At 39.6% G+C, this 18,470-nt stretch carries 18 protein-coding genes; 9 read left to right on the forward strand and 9 right to left on the reverse strand.

The annotated features are described in order from the left end of the window. Nucleotide 1: 1 nt before the first annotated feature. Nucleotides 2-1,134 (forward strand): IS3-like element ISAba14 family transposase gene (locus C9E88_RS06880; RefSeq protein ID WP_223155595.1). Its coding sequence is split into 2 segments (ribosomal slippage): nucleotides 2-254 and nucleotides 254-1,134, totalling 1,134 coding nucleotides; the frame shifts between segments, so codons are not numbered across the junction. Between the two features lie 178 nt (nucleotides 1,135-1,312). Here the strand turns inward: C9E88_RS06880 and thiM are convergent. From thiM to C9E88_RS06895, 3 genes are all read right to left on the reverse strand, one after another. Continuing rightward, complete coding sequence (thiM, locus tag C9E88_RS06885; protein ID WP_106984928.1) at nucleotides 1,313-2,182, reverse strand: hydroxyethylthiazole kinase; 870 nt, start codon at nucleotides 2,180-2,182, stop codon at nucleotides 1,313-1,315. A 13-nt stretch (nucleotides 2,183-2,195) separates the two neighbouring features. Continuing rightward, the gene (locus C9E88_RS06890; RefSeq protein ID WP_106984927.1) at nucleotides 2,196-3,353 is read right to left on the reverse strand and encodes a hypothetical protein; all 1,158 of its coding nucleotides are present in this window, start codon (nucleotides 3,351-3,353) and stop codon (nucleotides 2,196-2,198) included. Nucleotides 3,354-3,600: 247 nt separating this feature from the next. Continuing rightward, complete coding sequence (locus tag C9E88_RS06895) at nucleotides 3,601-3,864, reverse strand: hypothetical protein (protein WP_106984926.1); 264 nt, start codon at nucleotides 3,862-3,864, stop codon at nucleotides 3,601-3,603. Nucleotides 3,865-4,548: 684 nt separating this feature from the next. Between C9E88_RS06895 and pepN the strand changes: the two genes are divergently transcribed. The 3 genes from pepN to C9E88_RS06910 all read left to right on the forward strand — a co-directional run bounded on the left by pepN (nucleotide 4,549) and on the right by C9E88_RS06910 (nucleotide 8,267). Next, complete coding sequence (gene pepN, locus C9E88_RS06900; RefSeq protein WP_106984925.1) at nucleotides 4,549-7,158, forward strand: aminopeptidase N; 2,610 nt, start codon at nucleotides 4,549-4,551, stop codon at nucleotides 7,156-7,158. Between the two features lie 328 nt (nucleotides 7,159-7,486). Further along, a complete protein-coding gene (locus C9E88_RS06905) occupies nucleotides 7,487-7,693 on the forward strand; it encodes a hypothetical protein (RefSeq protein ID WP_106984924.1) in 207 nt (68 codons plus the stop codon). Nucleotides 7,694-7,817: 124 nt separating this feature from the next. Further along, complete coding sequence (locus C9E88_RS06910; RefSeq protein WP_106984923.1) at nucleotides 7,818-8,267, forward strand: RDD family protein; 450 nt, start codon at nucleotides 7,818-7,820, stop codon at nucleotides 8,265-8,267. Between the two features lie 212 nt (nucleotides 8,268-8,479). Here the strand turns inward: C9E88_RS06910 and C9E88_RS06915 are convergent, their stop codons facing one another. Continuing rightward, nucleotides 8,480-8,926, reverse strand: a complete 447-nt coding sequence (locus C9E88_RS06915) for a universal stress protein (protein WP_106984922.1) — start codon at nucleotides 8,924-8,926, stop codon at nucleotides 8,480-8,482. A gap of 114 nt (nucleotides 8,927-9,040) precedes the next feature. Next, nucleotides 9,041-9,484: a universal stress protein gene (locus C9E88_RS06920; protein WP_106984921.1), complete on the reverse strand. Its 444-nt coding sequence runs from the start codon at nucleotides 9,482-9,484 to the stop codon at nucleotides 9,041-9,043. Nucleotides 9,485-9,737: 253 nt separating this feature from the next. On the opposite strand from C9E88_RS06920, the gene C9E88_RS06925 reads away from it, so the two are divergent. The 3 genes from C9E88_RS06925 to C9E88_RS06935 all read left to right on the forward strand — a co-directional run bounded on the left by C9E88_RS06925 (nucleotide 9,738) and on the right by C9E88_RS06935 (nucleotide 11,773). Then, nucleotides 9,738-10,757, forward strand: coding sequence for an alpha/beta hydrolase (locus C9E88_RS06925; RefSeq protein WP_425267152.1), 1,020 nt, complete (start codon nucleotides 9,738-9,740; stop codon nucleotides 10,755-10,757). A gap of 108 nt (nucleotides 10,758-10,865) precedes the next feature. Then, entirely contained in the window at nucleotides 10,866-11,210 is a 345-nt protein-coding gene (locus C9E88_RS06930) for an SMR family transporter (RefSeq protein ID WP_106984920.1), read from the forward strand. Next, nucleotides 11,210-11,773, forward strand: coding sequence for a TetR/AcrR family transcriptional regulator (locus C9E88_RS06935; protein WP_106984919.1), 564 nt, complete (start codon nucleotides 11,210-11,212; stop codon nucleotides 11,771-11,773). Before C9E88_RS06930 ends, C9E88_RS06935 begins: the two co-directional genes overlap by 1 nt. Nucleotides 11,774-11,842: 69 nt before the next feature. On the opposite strand, the gene leuE is transcribed toward C9E88_RS06935, so the two are convergent. From leuE to aceR, 3 genes are all read right to left on the reverse strand, one after another. Continuing rightward, nucleotides 11,843-12,490 carry a leucine efflux protein LeuE gene (leuE, locus tag C9E88_RS06940; protein ID WP_106984918.1) on the reverse strand — a complete coding sequence of 216 codons (648 nt, stop codon included), beginning with the start codon at nucleotides 12,488-12,490 and terminating at the stop codon, nucleotides 11,843-11,845. A 125-nt stretch (nucleotides 12,491-12,615) separates the two neighbouring features. After that, nucleotides 12,616-13,605 carry a transaldolase gene (gene tal, locus C9E88_RS06945; protein ID WP_106984917.1) on the reverse strand — a complete coding sequence of 330 codons (990 nt, stop codon included), beginning with the start codon at nucleotides 13,603-13,605 and terminating at the stop codon, nucleotides 12,616-12,618. Between the two features lie 89 nt (nucleotides 13,606-13,694). Continuing rightward, entirely contained in the window at nucleotides 13,695-14,585 is an 891-nt protein-coding gene (gene aceR / locus C9E88_RS06950) for an HTH-type transcriptional regulator AceR (protein ID WP_106984916.1), read from the reverse strand. A 125-nt stretch (nucleotides 14,586-14,710) separates the two neighbouring features. Here aceR and aceI point away from each other — a divergent pair, with 125 nt between their 5' ends. Next, a complete protein-coding gene (gene aceI / locus C9E88_RS06955) occupies nucleotides 14,711-15,142 on the forward strand; it encodes a chlorhexidine efflux PACE transporter AceI (RefSeq protein WP_106984915.1) in 432 nt (143 codons plus the stop codon). Nucleotides 15,143-15,223: 81 nt separating this feature from the next. On the opposite strand, the gene C9E88_RS06960 is transcribed toward aceI, so the two are convergent. Continuing rightward, nucleotides 15,224-16,747 carry an acetyl-CoA C-acetyltransferase gene (locus C9E88_RS06960; RefSeq protein WP_106984914.1) on the reverse strand — a complete coding sequence of 508 codons (1,524 nt, stop codon included), beginning with the start codon at nucleotides 16,745-16,747 and terminating at the stop codon, nucleotides 15,224-15,226. Nucleotides 16,748-16,988: 241 nt separating this feature from the next. Here C9E88_RS06960 and C9E88_RS06965 point away from each other — a divergent pair, with 241 nt between their 5' ends. Then, complete coding sequence (locus C9E88_RS06965; RefSeq protein ID WP_106984913.1) at nucleotides 16,989-18,380, forward strand: 3-oxoacyl-ACP reductase; 1,392 nt, start codon at nucleotides 16,989-16,991, stop codon at nucleotides 18,378-18,380. Nucleotides 18,381-18,470 lie beyond the last annotated feature (90 nt).

An 18,470-nucleotide genomic window follows, 5' to 3' on the forward strand; every position in this document is an offset into this window, starting at 1 on the left:
TATGGCACGTAGACCAAGAAGAAATCATTCAAATGATTTTAAAGCTAAGGTAGCACTTGCTGCGATTAAAGCAGAAAAAACACTTGCTGAATTGAGTGCTGAGTTTGATGTTCATCAAAACCAAATTATTGACTGGAAAAATCAATTGATCTCAGCTTCCTCGCAAGCTTTCGATCAATCAAAAGCTCCAACAGAACCACCCATCGATCTAAAAAAACTACATGCAAAAATCGGTGAGCAGGCATTAGAAATTGATTTTTTAGAAGGTGTGTTGAAGAAACTGGGCCGCTTCAACCACAAAAGTTAATCGACGACTCACTTCAGATTTCAGTATCTAAGCAAGCTAAGCTGCTGAAAGTCTCCCGTGGTTGTTATTACTATCGCCCAAAACCTGTGAGTGCATCAGATCTGAAGCTGATGCGATGTATTGATGAATTACATATGCAATATCCTTTTGCAGGCAGTCGTATGATGCGTGATTTGTTGAATCGTCAAGGACATCATATAGGACGACGTCATACACGTACTTTAATGAAGAAAATGGGTATTCAGGCGTTATATTGCAAACCAAATTTAAGCCAGGCTAATCAAGCTCACCGTAAATATCCATATCTGCTCAAAGGATTGGCTATTCAGCGCAGTAATCAAGTGTGGTCTACGGATATAACGTATATCCCTATGGCAAAAGGCTTTGTTTATTTATGTGCTGTGATTGATTGGCATAGCCGCAAGGTACTTGCGCATAGAGTATCGATTAGTATGGAGGTGGATTTTTGTATTTCGGCTTTAAATGAAGCGATTGAAAAATATGGTCGACCTGAAATATTTAATACAGACCAAGGCAGCCAGTTTACCAGTGATGCATTTATTGATGTATTGAAATCAAATGGCATTCAAATCAGTATGGATGGTAAAGGTCGATGGGTAGATAATGTGATGGTTGAACGATTATGGCGGAGCGTTAAATATGAAGAGGTGTATCTCAAAGCTTATAGCAGTGTCACAGATGCGAAAAAGCAATTAAGTGCATATTTTGAGTTTTATAATTTGAAACGACCTCATTCGAGTCTAGACAAAATGACACCAAATGAGTTTTACTATGATCAGCTACCCCAACAAAACAAGGTGGCTTAACTAGAGCGGAATATCACTTATAAATACGCTTTTAGTTGTTCAAACAAGTGGGACCACCTCTAAACGACGTTTAACCTAGCGATTGGGCGTAAGGTGCGTTAAGCATACTGGCTGGGTATGCTTATGCACGATTAAAAACCAAGTCGTTGATACATATTGCTTGGGTATTAAGCCTCACTTATAAGGCTGTTATGTATAGGTCTTGATATTGATGCAGGCTATCTGCATCTAAGCAATGTAGTTCATCTAAAAATGCAACATTAAAACTTCCAACCGTATTGGCACGTTCATAGGCTTTTTTACCTGCAATTGCAAAATGTATATGTGCGGCCACAGTGCCTACCGTAGCGTTACTGACTGCACAATAGGCAGCTGTTAATGCACCTAATGCGCAGCCTGATGCTGTAATTTTCGGTTGTAGGAAAGAACCGCCTTTAACTTGAATAACTGCATTCAGTTCTTTAGATAAAATATAATCTGACTCACCTGAAATGGCGATGCAACTTGCATATTCGAGTAATGATGTCGCTTGTAAATAAGCTTCAGCGCTGTCTAAGGTACTGTCTACACCTTTGGATTCGACTTGATTACCTGCAAGTGCACTAATTTCAGAAGCATTGCCTCGAATCACAGTTGGTGCATATTGAATCAGCTGATTGGTCATTTCTGAGCGCCAAGGCAGAGCAGGTCCATAACCAACTGGGTCAAGTACCCAAGGCTTTGCAATTTGTTGTGCCGTTTGTGCCGCAATTTGCATGGCTTGCATCTGCTCAGAAGTAGGCATGCCTAAATTTATATTTAAAGCACTCGCAATTCGTACAAAGCTTTCTGCCTCGAAAGGGTTATCAATCATAGCTGGCGATGCGCCTGCAGCCAAAAGCACATTTGCAACATAATTATTGGCAACCCCATTGGTAATAATATGTACCAAAGGCTGTTGGGTTTGTAATTGTGTCCATGCTTCACAGACTTGCTCCATTAAGGGGGCGCTGAGGTCGCTTAAATGTTCAGTTGTGTTTAAGGGAAGCAAGGTTTCGAGTTGGTTCATGAGCTGATTGTCCCTAACGCGTGAAATAGTGATCTTGATGTTTACAATTGCGACAGAAAAGCGTGACATAATCAGAGGCATCGTAATCGACAGAGAGTTCTTCAGAGCCACAGTGGATGCAACGTTTGTTGGAATGGAAACTCAAACGCGCTTCAATTTTTTTCCAAGAACGCCATACTGGCTGGAAAAAAATCCGTTCGTCATAGCCCAAAAAGCGGTAAAACAAAATTTGGCTCATTTTGCTCAATGGCATTTGGGGTGGGCGTGGCAGAGTGCTGGTTTCCCATTTTTCTGTCAAGCTACGCTCTCGATATTGCTGTAAGGTTTTTTTTAATAAGTTGGTATTAATAAAGTTTTCGTTACGCGCTTGCAGTGCATTTTTTTGATACAGGTATTCTAAGGCCGTTTGGATCAAGTAATAAATCTGTCCAATTGCCAGCCCATCCATTAATTGATAACAAAATGCACGGAAGGTTTTATTGCCCGCAATTTGGATTCCCCACGAGCGACAATAAAACTGCATAAATTGAATAATTTCTTGATACAACACCGTGTAAAGTGCATCTTTCACTTCTTCGGCATTTTTAAATGGCACACCCATAGAGAGGTTTTCATAAAACCACAACCGTAATTGGTGCGTAATGCTAAATAGGCTTGGTTCTGAGTAGCCATCTAAGCGAATATTCAGATAATACTGCTGTGCTTGGGCAGCAAAGTCTTTGCAGATTAATACTTGCTCTTTTACTAGATATTTAATAATTGAGTTCTGAAAGAGATAATTTGGCGTTATTGGGTAATATTTTATTTGATCCCAATCGATAAATTCATGATGAGTAGTATGTTCTTGCACAAGGTCATCTAAAAGCGCTAATAAAAACAGCTTTTGCATAAAGCTCAATTGACTGAGTTCATATTCATGCTGATCTTTTTGGCGTAGCTTACGTTGCTCCTGTAATCGGGATTCCGCCATCAGCTTTTTACGCTGTGCTAAGCATTTTTCACAGTGGCATGTGCGTTGTTGCTCTGGAAATATTTGGTGCTGACAGTGACTACATTCAAAATAATTGATTTCTTGATCGTATTGTTCGGCTTCCGTCCAAAACATTGCAGCATGGCAGAGTGGGCACGTTGTGCTCGCATCCAGCTGTTTTTGTAGAACGTTTAAAGTCATAACCTAAGTCATCAAATCAAAGAGAAAGTGAATTGATTATACACCGTTGTCATTCGGTGCTAAGGGTTAAATTTAAGCGCCTATAAAGGATGAATCCTGTATAAAGCGACGTATAAAAATCAGCTTTACACAGGGTATGCGTGGTTTAAGCGTACTAAGGTCATAGCATTAGATGTCCTTTAGCACTTTTCATATCTTGGCAATCCTTTATCTCCTGATCAGTTAGTAGAGACTGCTGTAACTGTTTTTAGTAAGCTGCAGGGCATGGTAATGATTCATCTTCCTCACCGAGTTGTTTTGCATCAATCAATGCTTGGACTTTCTTTGTGGGGATTTTTTTGCCTCCTAAATGCTCATAGCTATTTAATATTGCGCTAACTTCATAGGTTTGTAGGGGAATACCTTCGCAGCTCATAAACATAGCAATCACTTTGTGATCAATATTTGCTGCATCCAGTGCTTGTAGTGCTTTCACGTTTTCTACGCGTACAATGTGATCTTTTAAATACATGGAGCACCTCTTTTTTGTTTTCAGTAAATTTTATTGTGAACTTTGTTCAGCTAGATAAAAGCAATAACTGTGCACAAAATGTACGAATTAAGAAATTTAGCGTGAATTAATTTTAATTATGTTGCTAAGTTGTTTAAAAATAAAAACTATTTATTGGGTGATACTTTAAAATTCAACATTTTAAAGCTTTGGAATTTATAGGATTGAGTTTAAATGCTGGCTGAACTCCAGCAGCTTTGTCATCTAGATGCACCATGAAAAGAATAAAATGATATGGCTTGGTGCATGTACGGTGTTGCTATGAGCTTGCTTCAATCAGAGTAAATTTTGCCTAGAATTAGATACTAGATTTGCATGAAATTTGACCTGGATAACGTGTGTATTTTCCTAAAGTTTTAGTGAATTTGTTATTTAGGTGTATGTTCGCTGATAAAACTTAATTAGCGTGCTTAAGAGCTGTTGCGCTTACAATTGTATTGTGAGCTTGGTTTTTAATCTGCGCAAATATACAGCGGGCATCATAAATATTCAGCGAAAGCAATTGAAATGAGTGCGCTTTATTCCCATATACATTACAAATGAAATGCACAGACAGCTAGAAAAACTTATCGTATGATCTAATGCATTGCCCATTTTAAGAATCGTCAGCTGTCTAGACGTTTAAATAAAGGATTAGGACTCTATATGAATATTGCAGCACATCCAGTAGTTGAAGCAGACCAAACTGTTTATTTAAAAGATTATCAAAAGCCGTCTTTCCTTGTAGATTCTATTCAGCTAGATATTCAAGTCTTTGATGACAAAACGCATGTTTACGCCAAACTCGATATGCAACGCCAAACGGCAGGCGATCTTGTTCTTTTAGGCCGAGACTTGCAACTACAATCCATCAAAGTGAATGGTCAAGTTTTAGCAGAAAATGAATATCAACTCGACACAGAACAACTGTCAATTGCGAATGCACCTGAACATGCTGTAATTGAAACGCATGTCATTATTCATCCAGAATCGAATACACAACTTGAAGGTTTATATTTGGCGGGTGGTGATTTATTCGTTACCCAAAATGAGCCTGAAGGTTTCCGTAAAATTACCTTTTACCCAGACCGTCCAGATGTGTTGTCGGTATTTACCACACGCGTAGAGGCAGATAAAAAATTCCCTGTGCTTTTGGCTAATGGTAACTTGATTGAAGCTGGTGAGGCGGGTGAAGGTCGTCACTATACGGTATGGCAAGATCCAACCAAAAAACCTGCTTATTTATTTGCCTGCGTTATTGGTGATTTAGCTGTATTAAAGGACTCATACGTCACTTCTGAAGGGCGTAATGTTGCCTTAGAAATTTATGCAGAAGAAAAAGATATCGCGAAATGTCATATTGCGATGGAAGCCTTAAAGCACTCTATGCGTTGGGATGAAGAACACTACGGTCGTCCTTATGACTTAGATAACTATATGATTGTCGCAACTAGCGCTTTCAATATGGGCGCAATGGAAAATAAAGGCCTGAATATTTTTAATACTTCATGTGTATTGGCAGATGAAGAATATACAACGGATGCTGCCATTATGCGTGTGCAGTCAGTAATTGCGCATGAGTACTTCCACAACTGGACAGGTAATCGAATTACTTGCCGTGACTGGTTTCAATTGTGCCTAAAAGAAGGCTTAACGGTGTTCCGTGACCAGTCTTTCTCTGAAGACCTACAATCAGCTGCGGTACAGCGTATTGATGATGTTGCTGTACTTAAAGCGCATCAATTCCCAGAAGATTCAGGCCCGCTGTCGCATCCGCCACGCCCTGACCATTTTGTTGAAATTAATAACTTCTATACGGCAACAGTCTATGAAAAAGGCGCTGAAATTAACCGCATGATGGCGACTTTGCTCGGCAAAGAAAAATTCCGTGCCGGTACAGATGAATACTTCAAGCGCCATGATGGTCAAGCAGTAACGGTTGAAGATTGGGTAGCTGCTTTAACTGCAGGTTCGGGTGTAGATTTATCCAGCTTCCTGATTTGGTATAACCAACCAGGTACACCAAAATTAGAAGCGCAGGGTGAATACGATGCAACTGCACAAACTTACCGTTTAAGCTTAAAGCAAAGCCTAAAAGCACATCCTAAATATCCAAATTTAAAAGCAGTGCCGATTCCAGTGGCGCTTGCACTCTTTAATAAAGCGTCTGGCGAGCAATTGGTGTTAAATTCTGATGCATTGTTCGAAAACGCCGTAAAAGATGGTGTGTATTTATTTGATCAAGATGAAGCTGTGATCGAATTTACAGGCGTAAAAGCACAACCTGTTGTTTCATTGCTACGTAGTTTCTCTGCGCCTGTAAACTTAGTCTTTAATTATGCCGATGAAGAACTTGCATTTTTAATGCAGTATGAAACCAATGGCTTTAACCAGTGGCAAGCAACCCAAACGTTATTGGAACGTATTTTACTCAATGATCATGCAGCAGATATTTATATCCAAGCCATGAAACATACCGTGCCAGAAGTGATTGCAAAAGATCCGTTGTTAGCGTCACGTTTATTTGATGTTCCAACAGAGGGTTATTTGGGTAGTCGTATTGATACGGACTACAACCCTGAAGCAGTCAAAGAAAAACGGAATGCACTATTGGATACTTTGGCGCGTGAGTTTGGTGCATTTTGCAAAGAAACTTATTTGGCACTTGATCCTGACACGCAAAAAGAGTTTTCTCAAGCGATGGGTATTCGTGCACTAAAAAATATACTTTTGGGCATGATTGCACGTCAGGGCGATGCAGAAGCATTCGAGTTGGCAAATGCACAGTATCAAAATACGGGCAATATGTCTGAGCGTTTAGGTGCGCTACGTGTATTGGTTTGGAATGATGCGCCGCAAGCCAAAGAAGCATTGGCGGATTTCTATGCACGCTTTAAAGATGAAGCATTGTCGATGGATCAATGGTTCATGGTGCAGGCAGCGCATCCGAAAGCGACAGCTGAATCTATTCAGGCATTAACGCAGCATCCGGATTATGATTTGAAAGTGCCGAACCGTATCCGCGCAGTATCCGGCGGCTTGAATGCCAATCCTGTAAATACATGGAGCTTTGGCGTGCAGCATTTTATTGGGCTTGCGAAGTACCTTGATGAGAAAAACCCAATTGTCGGTTCACGTTTATTGCAAGCGTTGTCACGTTGGTACACTTTGGCAGAACCACAGCGCTCGGTGGTAAAAGCGGAATTGGAGGCTTTAAAACCTCAAGTAAAATCTAAAAACGTATCAGAAACTCTGAACAGTATGTTAAGCGTATAGTGTGAAAGGGTTAGCTTAAAGCCGGATGTTCGCATCCGGTTTTTTTATGTCTATTGTGTATATAAAGTTAATTTAAAGAATAAATTTAAACTTATGAAATAAAAAAACATCTTGTAAAAATGATATTTTTTTAAATGAGGTATATTGAATAATTCATTGTTTTAATAATGCTAAATTATTAAATTTACGTGAAAAGTGTTATGTATTTCACATTTTAGGAGTACAATTATTTAAATACATTACATTTTATAGTGTCTGACTGTAATAAATGTATCAAGTGAAAGAGTTGATGAGACTCAGTTAGTGTGAGCGAAATTTTGAGGCTGTTATGTTAGTTAAAGTTGAAGATGGCTTTTATTTAAATACCCAACATATTATTGCAGTGCGAATTTCTAAGAGTCAAAGTGGCGGTTTTACCGTTGCAACAGAGTACACCCCAAACAGCGTGCAAAAAAATGCAGTATTCGAAAAGCATTTTGATACTGGCTTAGAGGCAGAAGTATTTTTGCAACATTTGCATAAAGCTATGAGTTAATTCAAATTTCAAGTGATATTAAAAATCCTTCAATAGAAGGATTTTTTTATACAAAATTACAATTTAGTCTGTAAGTAGACTGCTTTATAGTAAGTGAATAAAACAAAAAACAAGGAAAATTCACATGCTTCAGGAACCTTCTCAATATGCAGGATTTTGGATCCGTACAGGCGCGTGTATTATCGATTCCTTTATTTTATTGATTATCATGTTGTTTCTTCTTTTTTGGTTTTACCAAGGGGATTGGGATTTAATTTTAGATACGGGACGTTCTGAGCAATTATCCGTATTATGGTTTGATGTCACGATTAATTATATTTTACCTTTTATTTTAACTTTATTGGTCTGGCACATTTGGTCGGCATCGCCTGGGAAAATTCTTTTGGGGCTTAAAATTGTAGATGCCACCACAGGTGACAAAATAAAACCCTTACAATCGTTGATACGTTATTTGGGCTATTTCCCTTCATCATTGGTATTTGGGTTGGGTTTAATTTGGGTTGCATTTGATCAAAAGAAACAAGGTTGGCATGACAAAATGGCCAATACCGTAGTTATTAAAAGCAATGAATAAATTGTAGTTTGGTCAAAAAATGAATAAAACTTTGATTGGAATGAACCGCAATAAATTAATCTGCGGGATAGGATTATTGTAAGTCACTAGATTCTAAAAAAGCATTTTCTACATTGGCACGAGTAAAGCTTTAAATTTTATGCTGTTATTGAGATGTAAAAAGCCCAATCGAAAAGGATTGGGCTTTTTTTAATTATATTTTTTGCTTGAATTTAGACTTTGACAATTAGTACAGGAATTGGTGATTGGGTCAGAACATTTTGAGCCACACTGCCGAGCATAACTTTTTGAATACCTCTGCGACCATGAGACCCCATAATAATTAAGTCTGCATTGACTTCATCAGCCACTTGAATAATACCTTGTGAAGGAGATACCCCATGAATAAGTTTGATATTCACACTGAGGCCATCACGAACAAAAGATTGTTTTACATCTTCTAGGCGCTCTTTGGCATTCTTTTCTGCTTGCATAAAGTAGTCCGTAATTGCTGGGGCAACTTTATAAAAATCGACACCAACAAAGGGATCAATTGCAATCACGCTCATGATAGTGACTTGACTTTTTAGGTCTTGTGCCAAGCTTAAGGCTTGTTCTACAGCAGCATAAGCCATAGGGGATTCATCTAAAGCAACAAGAATGTGTGAATATGCGCTCATGTTAGACTCCTTAAGTCATCACATTATTATGGTGATGCATTCATAAAAAAACGTGTGATTTTTGTGTTGTTGTAAATCGCTTAAAACGGTGACTCATTGGGGTCGTAGTGAGTTTTAAGATTTTACAATCAGTACAGGTAATTCAGTATTACTTAATACATCTTGTGCGAAACTACCGAGCAGGATTTTTTGGAAGCCTTTACGGCCATGTGAACCCATTACAATCAGATCGGCTTTGTATTGTTCGGCAGTTGCCACTACGCCTTCGGCAGAAACAAGACCTTTTACCACTTCTGTTGATGCATCTACGCCAAGATCTTTTGCAATTTGAGATGCTTCAAGCAATGCTTTTTCGGCATTTTCATAGGCTTGCACAAAGTAATCACGCATGATGGCAGTTGAGTAGTAGAAGTCAGCATCAGTAAATGGATCTTCTGCAACCAAGCTAATCAGCGTTAATTTACTATTGAAAGCAATAGCAAGTTGAGCTGCTTTTTTAACAGCAGAAAGAGAGATTTTTGAACCATCTACAGGGACTAAAATTTGTTGATAAGCCATGAGAAAAACTCCAGTATTTATCTTTATCAGTGTATTCTTTATACATAGCATATTGCGTGTAAAGGTTCAATTTTAAATGGAAAATAATATTTAATTTTATATAATTAAGTTAATTAAATGCCAATTGATTGGCAAATAATTCACAGTAAAATGCTCAGCTTTTGACTAGTTTTTTCTGTTTTGCGATCCAGATTAATTATTCTGTATTTAAAGGTATAATTTGTGTTTGGTATTATTTGTTGTGAGCGAAATCATGCATAAAACAGGGATGACGATTTTAAGTGTTTTACTGATGTTACAGTTATCTGCATGTCAATCAACAAAGTCCAATAGCCGTGTGATTGCAGGTGTATTTAATGCATCGACCCAAATCCAAAAAAAATTCATTGATCGACACGCACCTCAACATATCAAGGTATATAACAATATTCCTTATATGCAAACGCCAGAGCTTAGACTTGATTTATATCAACCTACTTATGTGGCGCAATTAGTACCTCGACCTGTTATTGTTTGGATACATGGCGGCGGTTGGATTTCTGGCGATAAAGAACATGCACGTGGCTATTTTAAACGTCTTGCAGATGCTGGTTATAACGTGGTGTCTGTACAATATCAATTTGCACCTGAAGCAATTTATCCCACACAGTTACATCAAATAAACCAAGCGATTGCTTATATTCAAAAGCATGCGACTCAATACCATTTAAATGCACAACAGATCTTTTTAGCTGGAGATTCGGCTGGGGCAAACATGGCTAGCCACTACGCCAGTTTTGTGAGTAATCCTGGGTATGCACAATCTCAAAACTTTCAACCCGTTTTAGAACAAACAGATTTAAAAGGTCTGATTTTGCATTGTGGCATTTATGATTTAAGTGATTTTGTACACATGGCCCCAGAAGAAATTAAATTATTAGAATGGGGGATTGTCAATTTAGTACAAGCTTATACAGGGGATCGAATGCAGGATATGGATTTCTTAGCCAGTATTTCCCCGCGTCAGCATTTGAGCGCAACTTATCCACCAGTCTTTATTAGCGGTGGGAATAAGGACTTTTTAACCCAAAGTCAATCCATGCCATTTGTGCAAAGTTTAAAACAGGTCAATGTACCCGTAACTGAAGTTTTTTACCCTGAGAGCAAAGAATTATTGGTTCATGAATATCAATTTATGATGGGTAAAAAAGCGAGCCAACAAACTTTACAAAAAACCTTTGAATTTTTAGCGCAATATGCGCCTGAAGATCATTTAGAAACCACATTAAAGTAGCTATCTTTACACGAAGTCGTGATTCACAGTTACACGTATGGGCTTGCATTCTTTTTATAAAACTATAACATACCGACCATACGGTATGTTTTGGTGAGTGTATATACAATGAATCCGATTTATATGGCTTATGCCATGCTGGCCTTAGCCATTATTACTGAGGTCACAGATTCTACTTTTTTGGTAAAATCTGAGGGCTTTACAAAGTTTTGGCCATCGATAGCTGTTGTTGTGCTGTTTTGTATTGCATTTTATTTACTGTCACAAGTAATTAAGGTTATTCCATTGGGCATTGCTTATGCCATTTGGGCGGGTGTGGGTATTATTTTAACTGCAGCAGTGGGCTATTTTATTTTTAAACAAAATTTGGACTTGCCTGCAATGCTGGGTATCGCACTGATTGTTTCAGGCGTATTGGTGATTAACTTATTTTCAAATTCAACGGGGCATTAATGGATAATCCTTACAAGCGGAAAAAAGAACCTGAGCGAGTCCGACAACGTATTTTAGATGTGGCTATTCAGCTGACAGCAGATAAAGGTTTATCTGGTGTTTCTTTGCAAGCTGTGGCTGATTTATCGGGTGTGACGAAAGGTGGGTTGCTACATCATTTTCCGAATAAACCCGCTTTAATACGTGCAGTCGTCAGTACTGTGCTACAAAGACTTGATCAGGCTTTTGATGAGTATATGGCACGCGATCCTGAGCCTTATGGACGGTTTACCCGTGCTTTTATTCATTTTACCTTACAGCGTGATGTGCAGGAAATTGGCAGTTTATGGACGGCTATTTCTATGGTCATGCTGACGGATCAGGCTTTTAATGCACAATGGATTGAATGGTTAAATGGACGTTTGGTTTTACATGCAGAGACAGACAGTGGCATTGAGTTGCAACTTTTACGCTGTGCGGCTGACGGTCTTTGGCTGACTATGTTTACAGGGGTAGATGATCCAGATGAAACACAGCGTTTAGAGTTGGAGATGATGCGCCGTACTTACCACAATGCGCCATAATTTCAGTTAGGGACAAATGATTGTTGTTGTTAAAAGATCCCTAATTTATCTTCACTATGGCTTCAGTGTTTAGAGTGATGAAAATGCCAATTTCAGCCCAAAACCGCAAAATAAAATTCCCACACTTGCAACACAGCTGGCAGTTAAGCGTTTACGTGCAGTAAAGTAAGACGCCAATTTTGCGCCTGAAAAAATTAAAATAGTTAAATAGCTCATGCTAATGATTTGCAGCACGATAGCTAACATAATGAATGTTAAAGCAGGGTACGGGTAATTGGGATCTGCAAACTGTACGAAAAAAGACAGATAAAACAAAATTGCTTTGGGATTTAAAACGCTGATGGTGAGCGCAGTTCGGAAGGGCTTTAATGACGAAAGATCTTCTTTTTGCTGTACAGCTTGAGGTGCATCGGAAGTGCGCCAAGTGTCATAGGCAGCCTTTAAAAGCTTAATGCCTAAGTAGCTTAGATATGCAGCGCCCACAATTTTTAATAAAATAAACAGCCAAGGAAATGCATGCAGTAAAGATGCTGCACCTAAAGCCGTTAAAATAATCAGAATTAAATCGCCACTATAAACACCAAAAGCACCTTTATAGCCAGCGCGAATACCGTAGCGTGAAGCGATGGTCATTACATAGATGGAATTTGGACCCGGAAGTAACACAATCAATGTTGTGCCAATAATAAAGGTCGTTAAGTCTGTAATGCCAAACACGTGATTTTGCCAATAAAAAACTGATGCCGTCAGTATAACAACATCAGTTTTAGAGTGGACAAGATATGTAGATAAATTGGAAAATTCACCTGATTTATAAAAGCTTCTATGCGTAAAGCAGAGAATTAAGCTTTAATTTCTTGTGATTCACCAAAAGCTTGGCGTAACAACTGACTCAGCTGTTCGCGTGCTTTAATAAATCCATCAATACCACCTTGCAGTAATTGGAATGACATTAAGTCTTTTTCCAGCTGTGCTTTAAATCCAGTTTCTGTGAGCGGACTGATTGGGTGTTCAGTGTGTGGATGTGTATGATCTGCAGAAAGTTGCGCTTCTACCGTACGTTGATCTTGCGCTAATGCATCTAATAGGTTCGGAGAGACGGTCAGTAAATCACATCCAGCTAAGCCTAGCACTTGATCGACGCTACGGAAGCTTGCCCCCATAATTTCAGTGCGGATGCCATGCTGTTTATAGTAGTGGTAGATTTGTTTTACAGACAATACGCCAGGATCTTTTTCAATCGGATAGCTGTCCACATTTTCTGCTTTTTTGTACCAGTCTAAAATACGACCTACAAAAGGCGAAATAAGCGTAACCTTTGCATCTGCACAGGCTTGAGCTTGGTGTAAGCCGAATAACAGCGTCAGGTTGCAGTGAATGCCTTCAGCTTCTAATACTTTGGCTGCTTGTATGCCTTCCCATGTAGATGCAATTTTAATCAAAATACGGTTTTGGTCTACACCGTACTGTGCATAAAGTGCCAACAACTCTTTAGCTTTTGAAATTGTAGCTTCAGTGTCATAAGACAGCGCTGCATCAACTTCTGTTGATACGCGACCTTCGACCAGCTTTAAAATTTCCGCGCCAAATTTTACCGTTAAAATATCAATAGTACGCTCAATCAAAGCATCATGCTGTAAACCTTCTTGCTGTGCCTGCAGATAAGCCGCCTCAATTAAAGCCATATTTTCAGGTTGGTTTGCGGCCGCAGTAATTAAAGAAGGATTAGTTGTTGCATCCAGTGGACGGAATTTTTCAATCGCAGTTAAGTCACTGCTGTCTGCAACGATCGTTGTTAAATTTTTTAATTGAGTTAAAGCTGAATGTGTCATTTAAATCTAGTTCTTAAAGTTATTGCCCTTGATTTAGTTATATCATAAAGACTGTACAGCAAAAGTGCCTGTGGCTATTTTTAAGACATTTAAACGGTATTTTTACGCAGTTTTTTTACATAATCTATTAAAAAACGTGCAGCCGTGCCCTGAAGGCTTTCTCTATTCCATACTAAATCTACAAAATACTCAAACTTTGGGGTGAAATCTGAAAAGTTTAAAACCTTCAGTTGTTTTTTTAGAAATGGATTTTCATCTAGCATTTCAACAGGTAAAACTCCCCAGCCAAGGTTTTGTAAAATCATGGCACAGGCTGAGTGATGGTTGTCTGTACGCCAGTAATTTTTTGAAAATAAGAGTTCAGGCCGAATATTGCGGTCACGACTGGCAACGACAATTTGTCTACTTTGTAAAATTTGTTCAAAACTTTGCTGTGTAAATTGCGCAAGGGCGTAGCTCTTTGCTGCCACAGGAATCAAGGCTTGTTGTTTAAGTTCAATGAACTGTTCATTGCTTTCCAGTTGTTCACGTTCAAACATCAATGCAAATTGAGCTGTACCATTAATCAGCATTTTTTGTGCATCTTCTTGGGGGGCTGTAAAGATATTAATTTGCACTGTGGGAAATTGGGCTTCCAGGGCAGCAATATAATCCGTCCAGCGGGTGTGCAGTAACTCAGATACAACCACAATATTCAATTCAGATTCAAGTCCCGTGCTGAGCGACCGTGCAAGCTGTTTCCATTGATTCATTTCGATGAGTAGCTGTTCAGCTTTTTCATATAATATTTTTGCATGTGAAGTAGGGACTGGCTCACGGCCAATACGTTCAAACAGCTGCAGATTTAAATCAATTTCTAAGTTGGCAATGGACATGCTGACAGCAGATGGTACTTTTCCTAAAGCACGCGCAGCGGCAGAAAAAGAACCTGTTTCCATGACTTTTTTAAAAATAATCAATTGTTCTTGGTTCAGATTCATACGAATCTCTTGTGAAGCTAGATTAAAGTTAATCTATCAAATAAATTGAAAGAAGCTAACTCGATCAATCAAAAATATACAAATAAAATAGGCTCATCTTAAACAAACAAGTTGAGTAGTTGAAAATGTTGATTTTCAAAAGAAGGATTGTTCATGCGCTGAGCTATGAAATTATTCTATTGGTGATCATTGCAATTGCGCTGAGTTTTATTTTTAAAATGCCAATGGAAGTTACAGGCACTTTGGGTATTGCCATGGCTGTAACGTCGGTGATTTGGAATATGATTTTTAACCATTTTTTTGAAAAATTTGAAGCAAAACGTAAACTGAAAAGAACAGTAGGTGTCCGTGTTTTACACGCAATTGGGTTTGAAGGTGGCTTAATGCTTGCGACTATCCCTATGGTGGCGTATGCGCTGAATATGTCTTTAGCCCAAGCCTTTATCACTGATTTAGTACTTACAATGTGTATTTTGGTTTATACCTTTATTTTCCAATGGTGTTATGACTACATTGAAGCCCAATTAGGCTATCAGCCCGCGCATAGATCTTCGTAAGGAATAGTAAAAAATAGTGAAGTATTAGCGTAGCAATAAAAAAGCACCTCAATTGAGGTGCTTTTTTTGTGGTCTCAATAATTATTTTTCAACAATTGCTGTGACGCCTTGACCGCCAGCAGCACAGATCGAGATTAATACGCGACCTGAACCTTTTTCATTCAGCAGTTTTGCAGCAGTAGCTAAAATACGTCCGCCAGTTGCAGCAAATGGATGGCCTGCAGCAAGTGAAGAACCTTTAACGTTTAATTTAGTGCGGTCAATTGAACCTAATGGCGCATCTAGGCCTAAACGTTCTTTACAGAATTTAGGATCTTCCCACGCTTTAAGCGTAGACAATACTTGAGATGCAAAAGCTTCATGAATTTCATAGTAGTCGAAATCTTGAAGGCTAATGCCAGCACGCTCAAGCATACGCGGTACTGCATAAGCAGGCGCCATCAATAGGCCTTCTTTCTTGCCAACAAAATCTACAGCAGCAGTTTCTTGGAAAGTTAAGTAAGCTAATACTTCGTGACCATTTGCTTTAGCCCATTCTTCAGAAGCTAAAAGCACACAAGATGCGCCGTCAGTAAGTGGCGTAGAGTTACCCGCAGTCATTGTACGGCCGTCACCTTTACCGAATACTGGCTTAAGTTTCGCAAGTTTTTCTACAGATGAATCTGGGCGCAAGTTGTTGTCACGGTCTAAGCCTAGGAAAGGCGTGATCAAGTCATCGAAGAAACCTTCTTCGTATGCTTTCGCCATTTTTTGATGAGAAGTCGCAGCAAGTTCATCTTGAGCTTCGCGTGGAATACCCCATTCAAGCGCTGTAATCGCTTGGTGGTCACCCATAGAAAGGCCAGTACGCGGCTCACCATTCTTAGGTGCATCCATCAAATCTTTGACATTAATTTTAGTTAATGCTTTCAGGCGGTCTTTACCCGTTTTTGCAATGTTTAATTCAAGCAATGCTTTACGTAAGCCATCACCAAATGCGATTGGCGCATCAGATGTTGTATCTACACCGCCAGCAACGCCAACGTCAATTTGACCTAAAGCAATTTTGTTTGCTACAAGGAATGCAGCTTGCAAGCCAGTACCGCATGCTTGCTGAATATCGTAAGCAGGTGTTTCTGGAGCAAGTTCAGTATTTAACACGCATTCACGTGTCATGTTAAAGTCACGGCTGTGTTTTAACACTGCGCCTGCAACAACTTCGCCTAAGCGTTGACCTTGCAGGTTGAAACGTTCAACCAAGCCATTTAAAGCAGCTGTAAACATGTCAGTGTTAGAAGCTGTGAAAAAAGCGCCATTTGAACGTGCAAATGGAATGCGGTTACCGCCAATGATTGCTACGCGGCGAACTGTATTTTGGCTCATGTGTTTTTCCTGTTGAACAGAAGTTTGAGTTGTTTGTTTTGAAGCTGTAGTTTTAGACGCTGTACTTTTACTGCTGCTACGCGGCGCTGCTGAGCGTGTGCTGGCAGGTTTAGCGCTTGCTGCTGATTTGGCCGTTGTACTGGTTTTTCGAGCGGTGCGGCTAGATGCGGTTTTTGATGGTTTTGACACATCTTGTTCAGCAGAAGTTTCGACTGCTGGATTTTCTTGAGTAGTCTTGCTCATAAGGCTTTTCCAAGCATGTAAAAGTGTTTCTGAAGGCTACATTATCATAAACTCAGCAGTGCTGAATTGACTAGAATGACAGTGCCGAATACATTCAGGTCAAGTCATATCAGCATTAACTCAAGTATGATTCAATGGAAACTGGTGGATCTATTGAAATATAAGGCCAATAACATCATATTGAAGTTTAAAGGATATCTTCAAAGCCATCAAAAAATTAATTTATTCGAGAGATACAAACATGACTGACCAATACCAAGCATTTTCAAAATCTCCAATTGGTAAATTTGTCATTAAAAATTTAGGATTGCCAGCACCGACTTTCCTAGAGCGTTTTGAATCTGCTTCTCCTGTGGTGAAAGGCGCAATTTTAGTTGGCGCTGCGCCAAACAGCACCTTGGCTGGTTCTATTGCTCAAGTTTTGGCAAATGTGCATGCAAATGGCTATGCAGGCAACAATACTGAATTGCAGCAAGCTGCAGCAAAAGCAGGTTTGAACTTAAGCGCATTTAATGAAGGCGACAAAGAATCTAAATTTAAAGTTGTTGTTTTTGATGCATCAGGCATTGAAAACTCAGAGCAGCTTCATGAGCTATATGCATTCTTTAACCCTATTGCACGTCAGGTTCAAGCATCTGGCCGTGTTGTAGTTGTTGGTACAACACCAGAAACTGCAAAAACTGCAAAACAGGCTATTGCTCAGCGTGCGCTCGAAGGTTTTGTGAAATCTGTAGGTAAAGAATTTAAAAAAGGCATTGCGGCTAATCTTGTCTATGTAGATGCAGGCGCTGAAGCGAACCTTGAGTCTGCGCTTCGTTTCGCAATTTCACCGCGTTCAGCTTATGTTTCAGGTCAAGTGATCCGCGTGTCGAAAGCAGACACAGTAGATATTGACTGGACTAAGCCGCTTGCAGGTAAGACTGCTGTAGTGACAGGTGCAAGCCGCGGTATTGGTGAAGCGATTGCGCATGTGCTTTCTCGTGATGGCGCGCATGTGATTTGTTTAGACGTTCCGCAGCAGCAAGCTGACCTTGACCGTGTAGCTGGTGCAATTGGCGGTTCAACGCTTGCGATTGACATTACAGCAGGCGATGCTGGTGAAAAAATTAAAGCTGCGGCAGCTGCGCAAGGCGGTTTAGATATTATTGTGCATAACGCAGGTATTACACGTGACAAAACTTTGGCAAATATGAAGCCTGAGCTTTGGGACTTGGTAATTAACATCAACTTGTCTGCCATTGAACGTGTGAATGACTATTTGTTAGCGAATGACGGTTTTAATGCGAATGGCCGTATTGTTTGTGTATCGTCTATTTCAGGCATCGCAGGTAATTTGGGTCAAACTAACTATGCTGCTTCTAAAGCAGGTGTAATTGGTGTGGTTAAATTTACAGCACCTACACTAACTAATGGTGTGACCATTAATGCCGTTGCGCCAGGTTTCATTGAAACGCAAATGACCGCTGCTATTCCATTTGCAATCCGTGAAGCGGGTCGCCGTATGAACTCGATGAGTCAAGGCGGTTTGCCAGTCGATGTTGCAGAGACGATTGCATTGTTTGCTTCAACTGCATCTACAGGTCTAAATGGCAACGTAGTACGTGTTTGCGGTCAAAGCCTGTTAGGGGCTTAATGCATCCCTCTTAAAATTCCCTCTCCTTTAAGGAGAGGGCTAGGGAGAGGTAAAATTTACTATAAAGGGACATGAGGCTACCCTCATCCC

It is taken from the genome of Acinetobacter cumulans, assembly GCF_003024525.3.
GTDB lineage: Bacteria > Pseudomonadota > Gammaproteobacteria > Pseudomonadales > Moraxellaceae > Acinetobacter > Acinetobacter cumulans.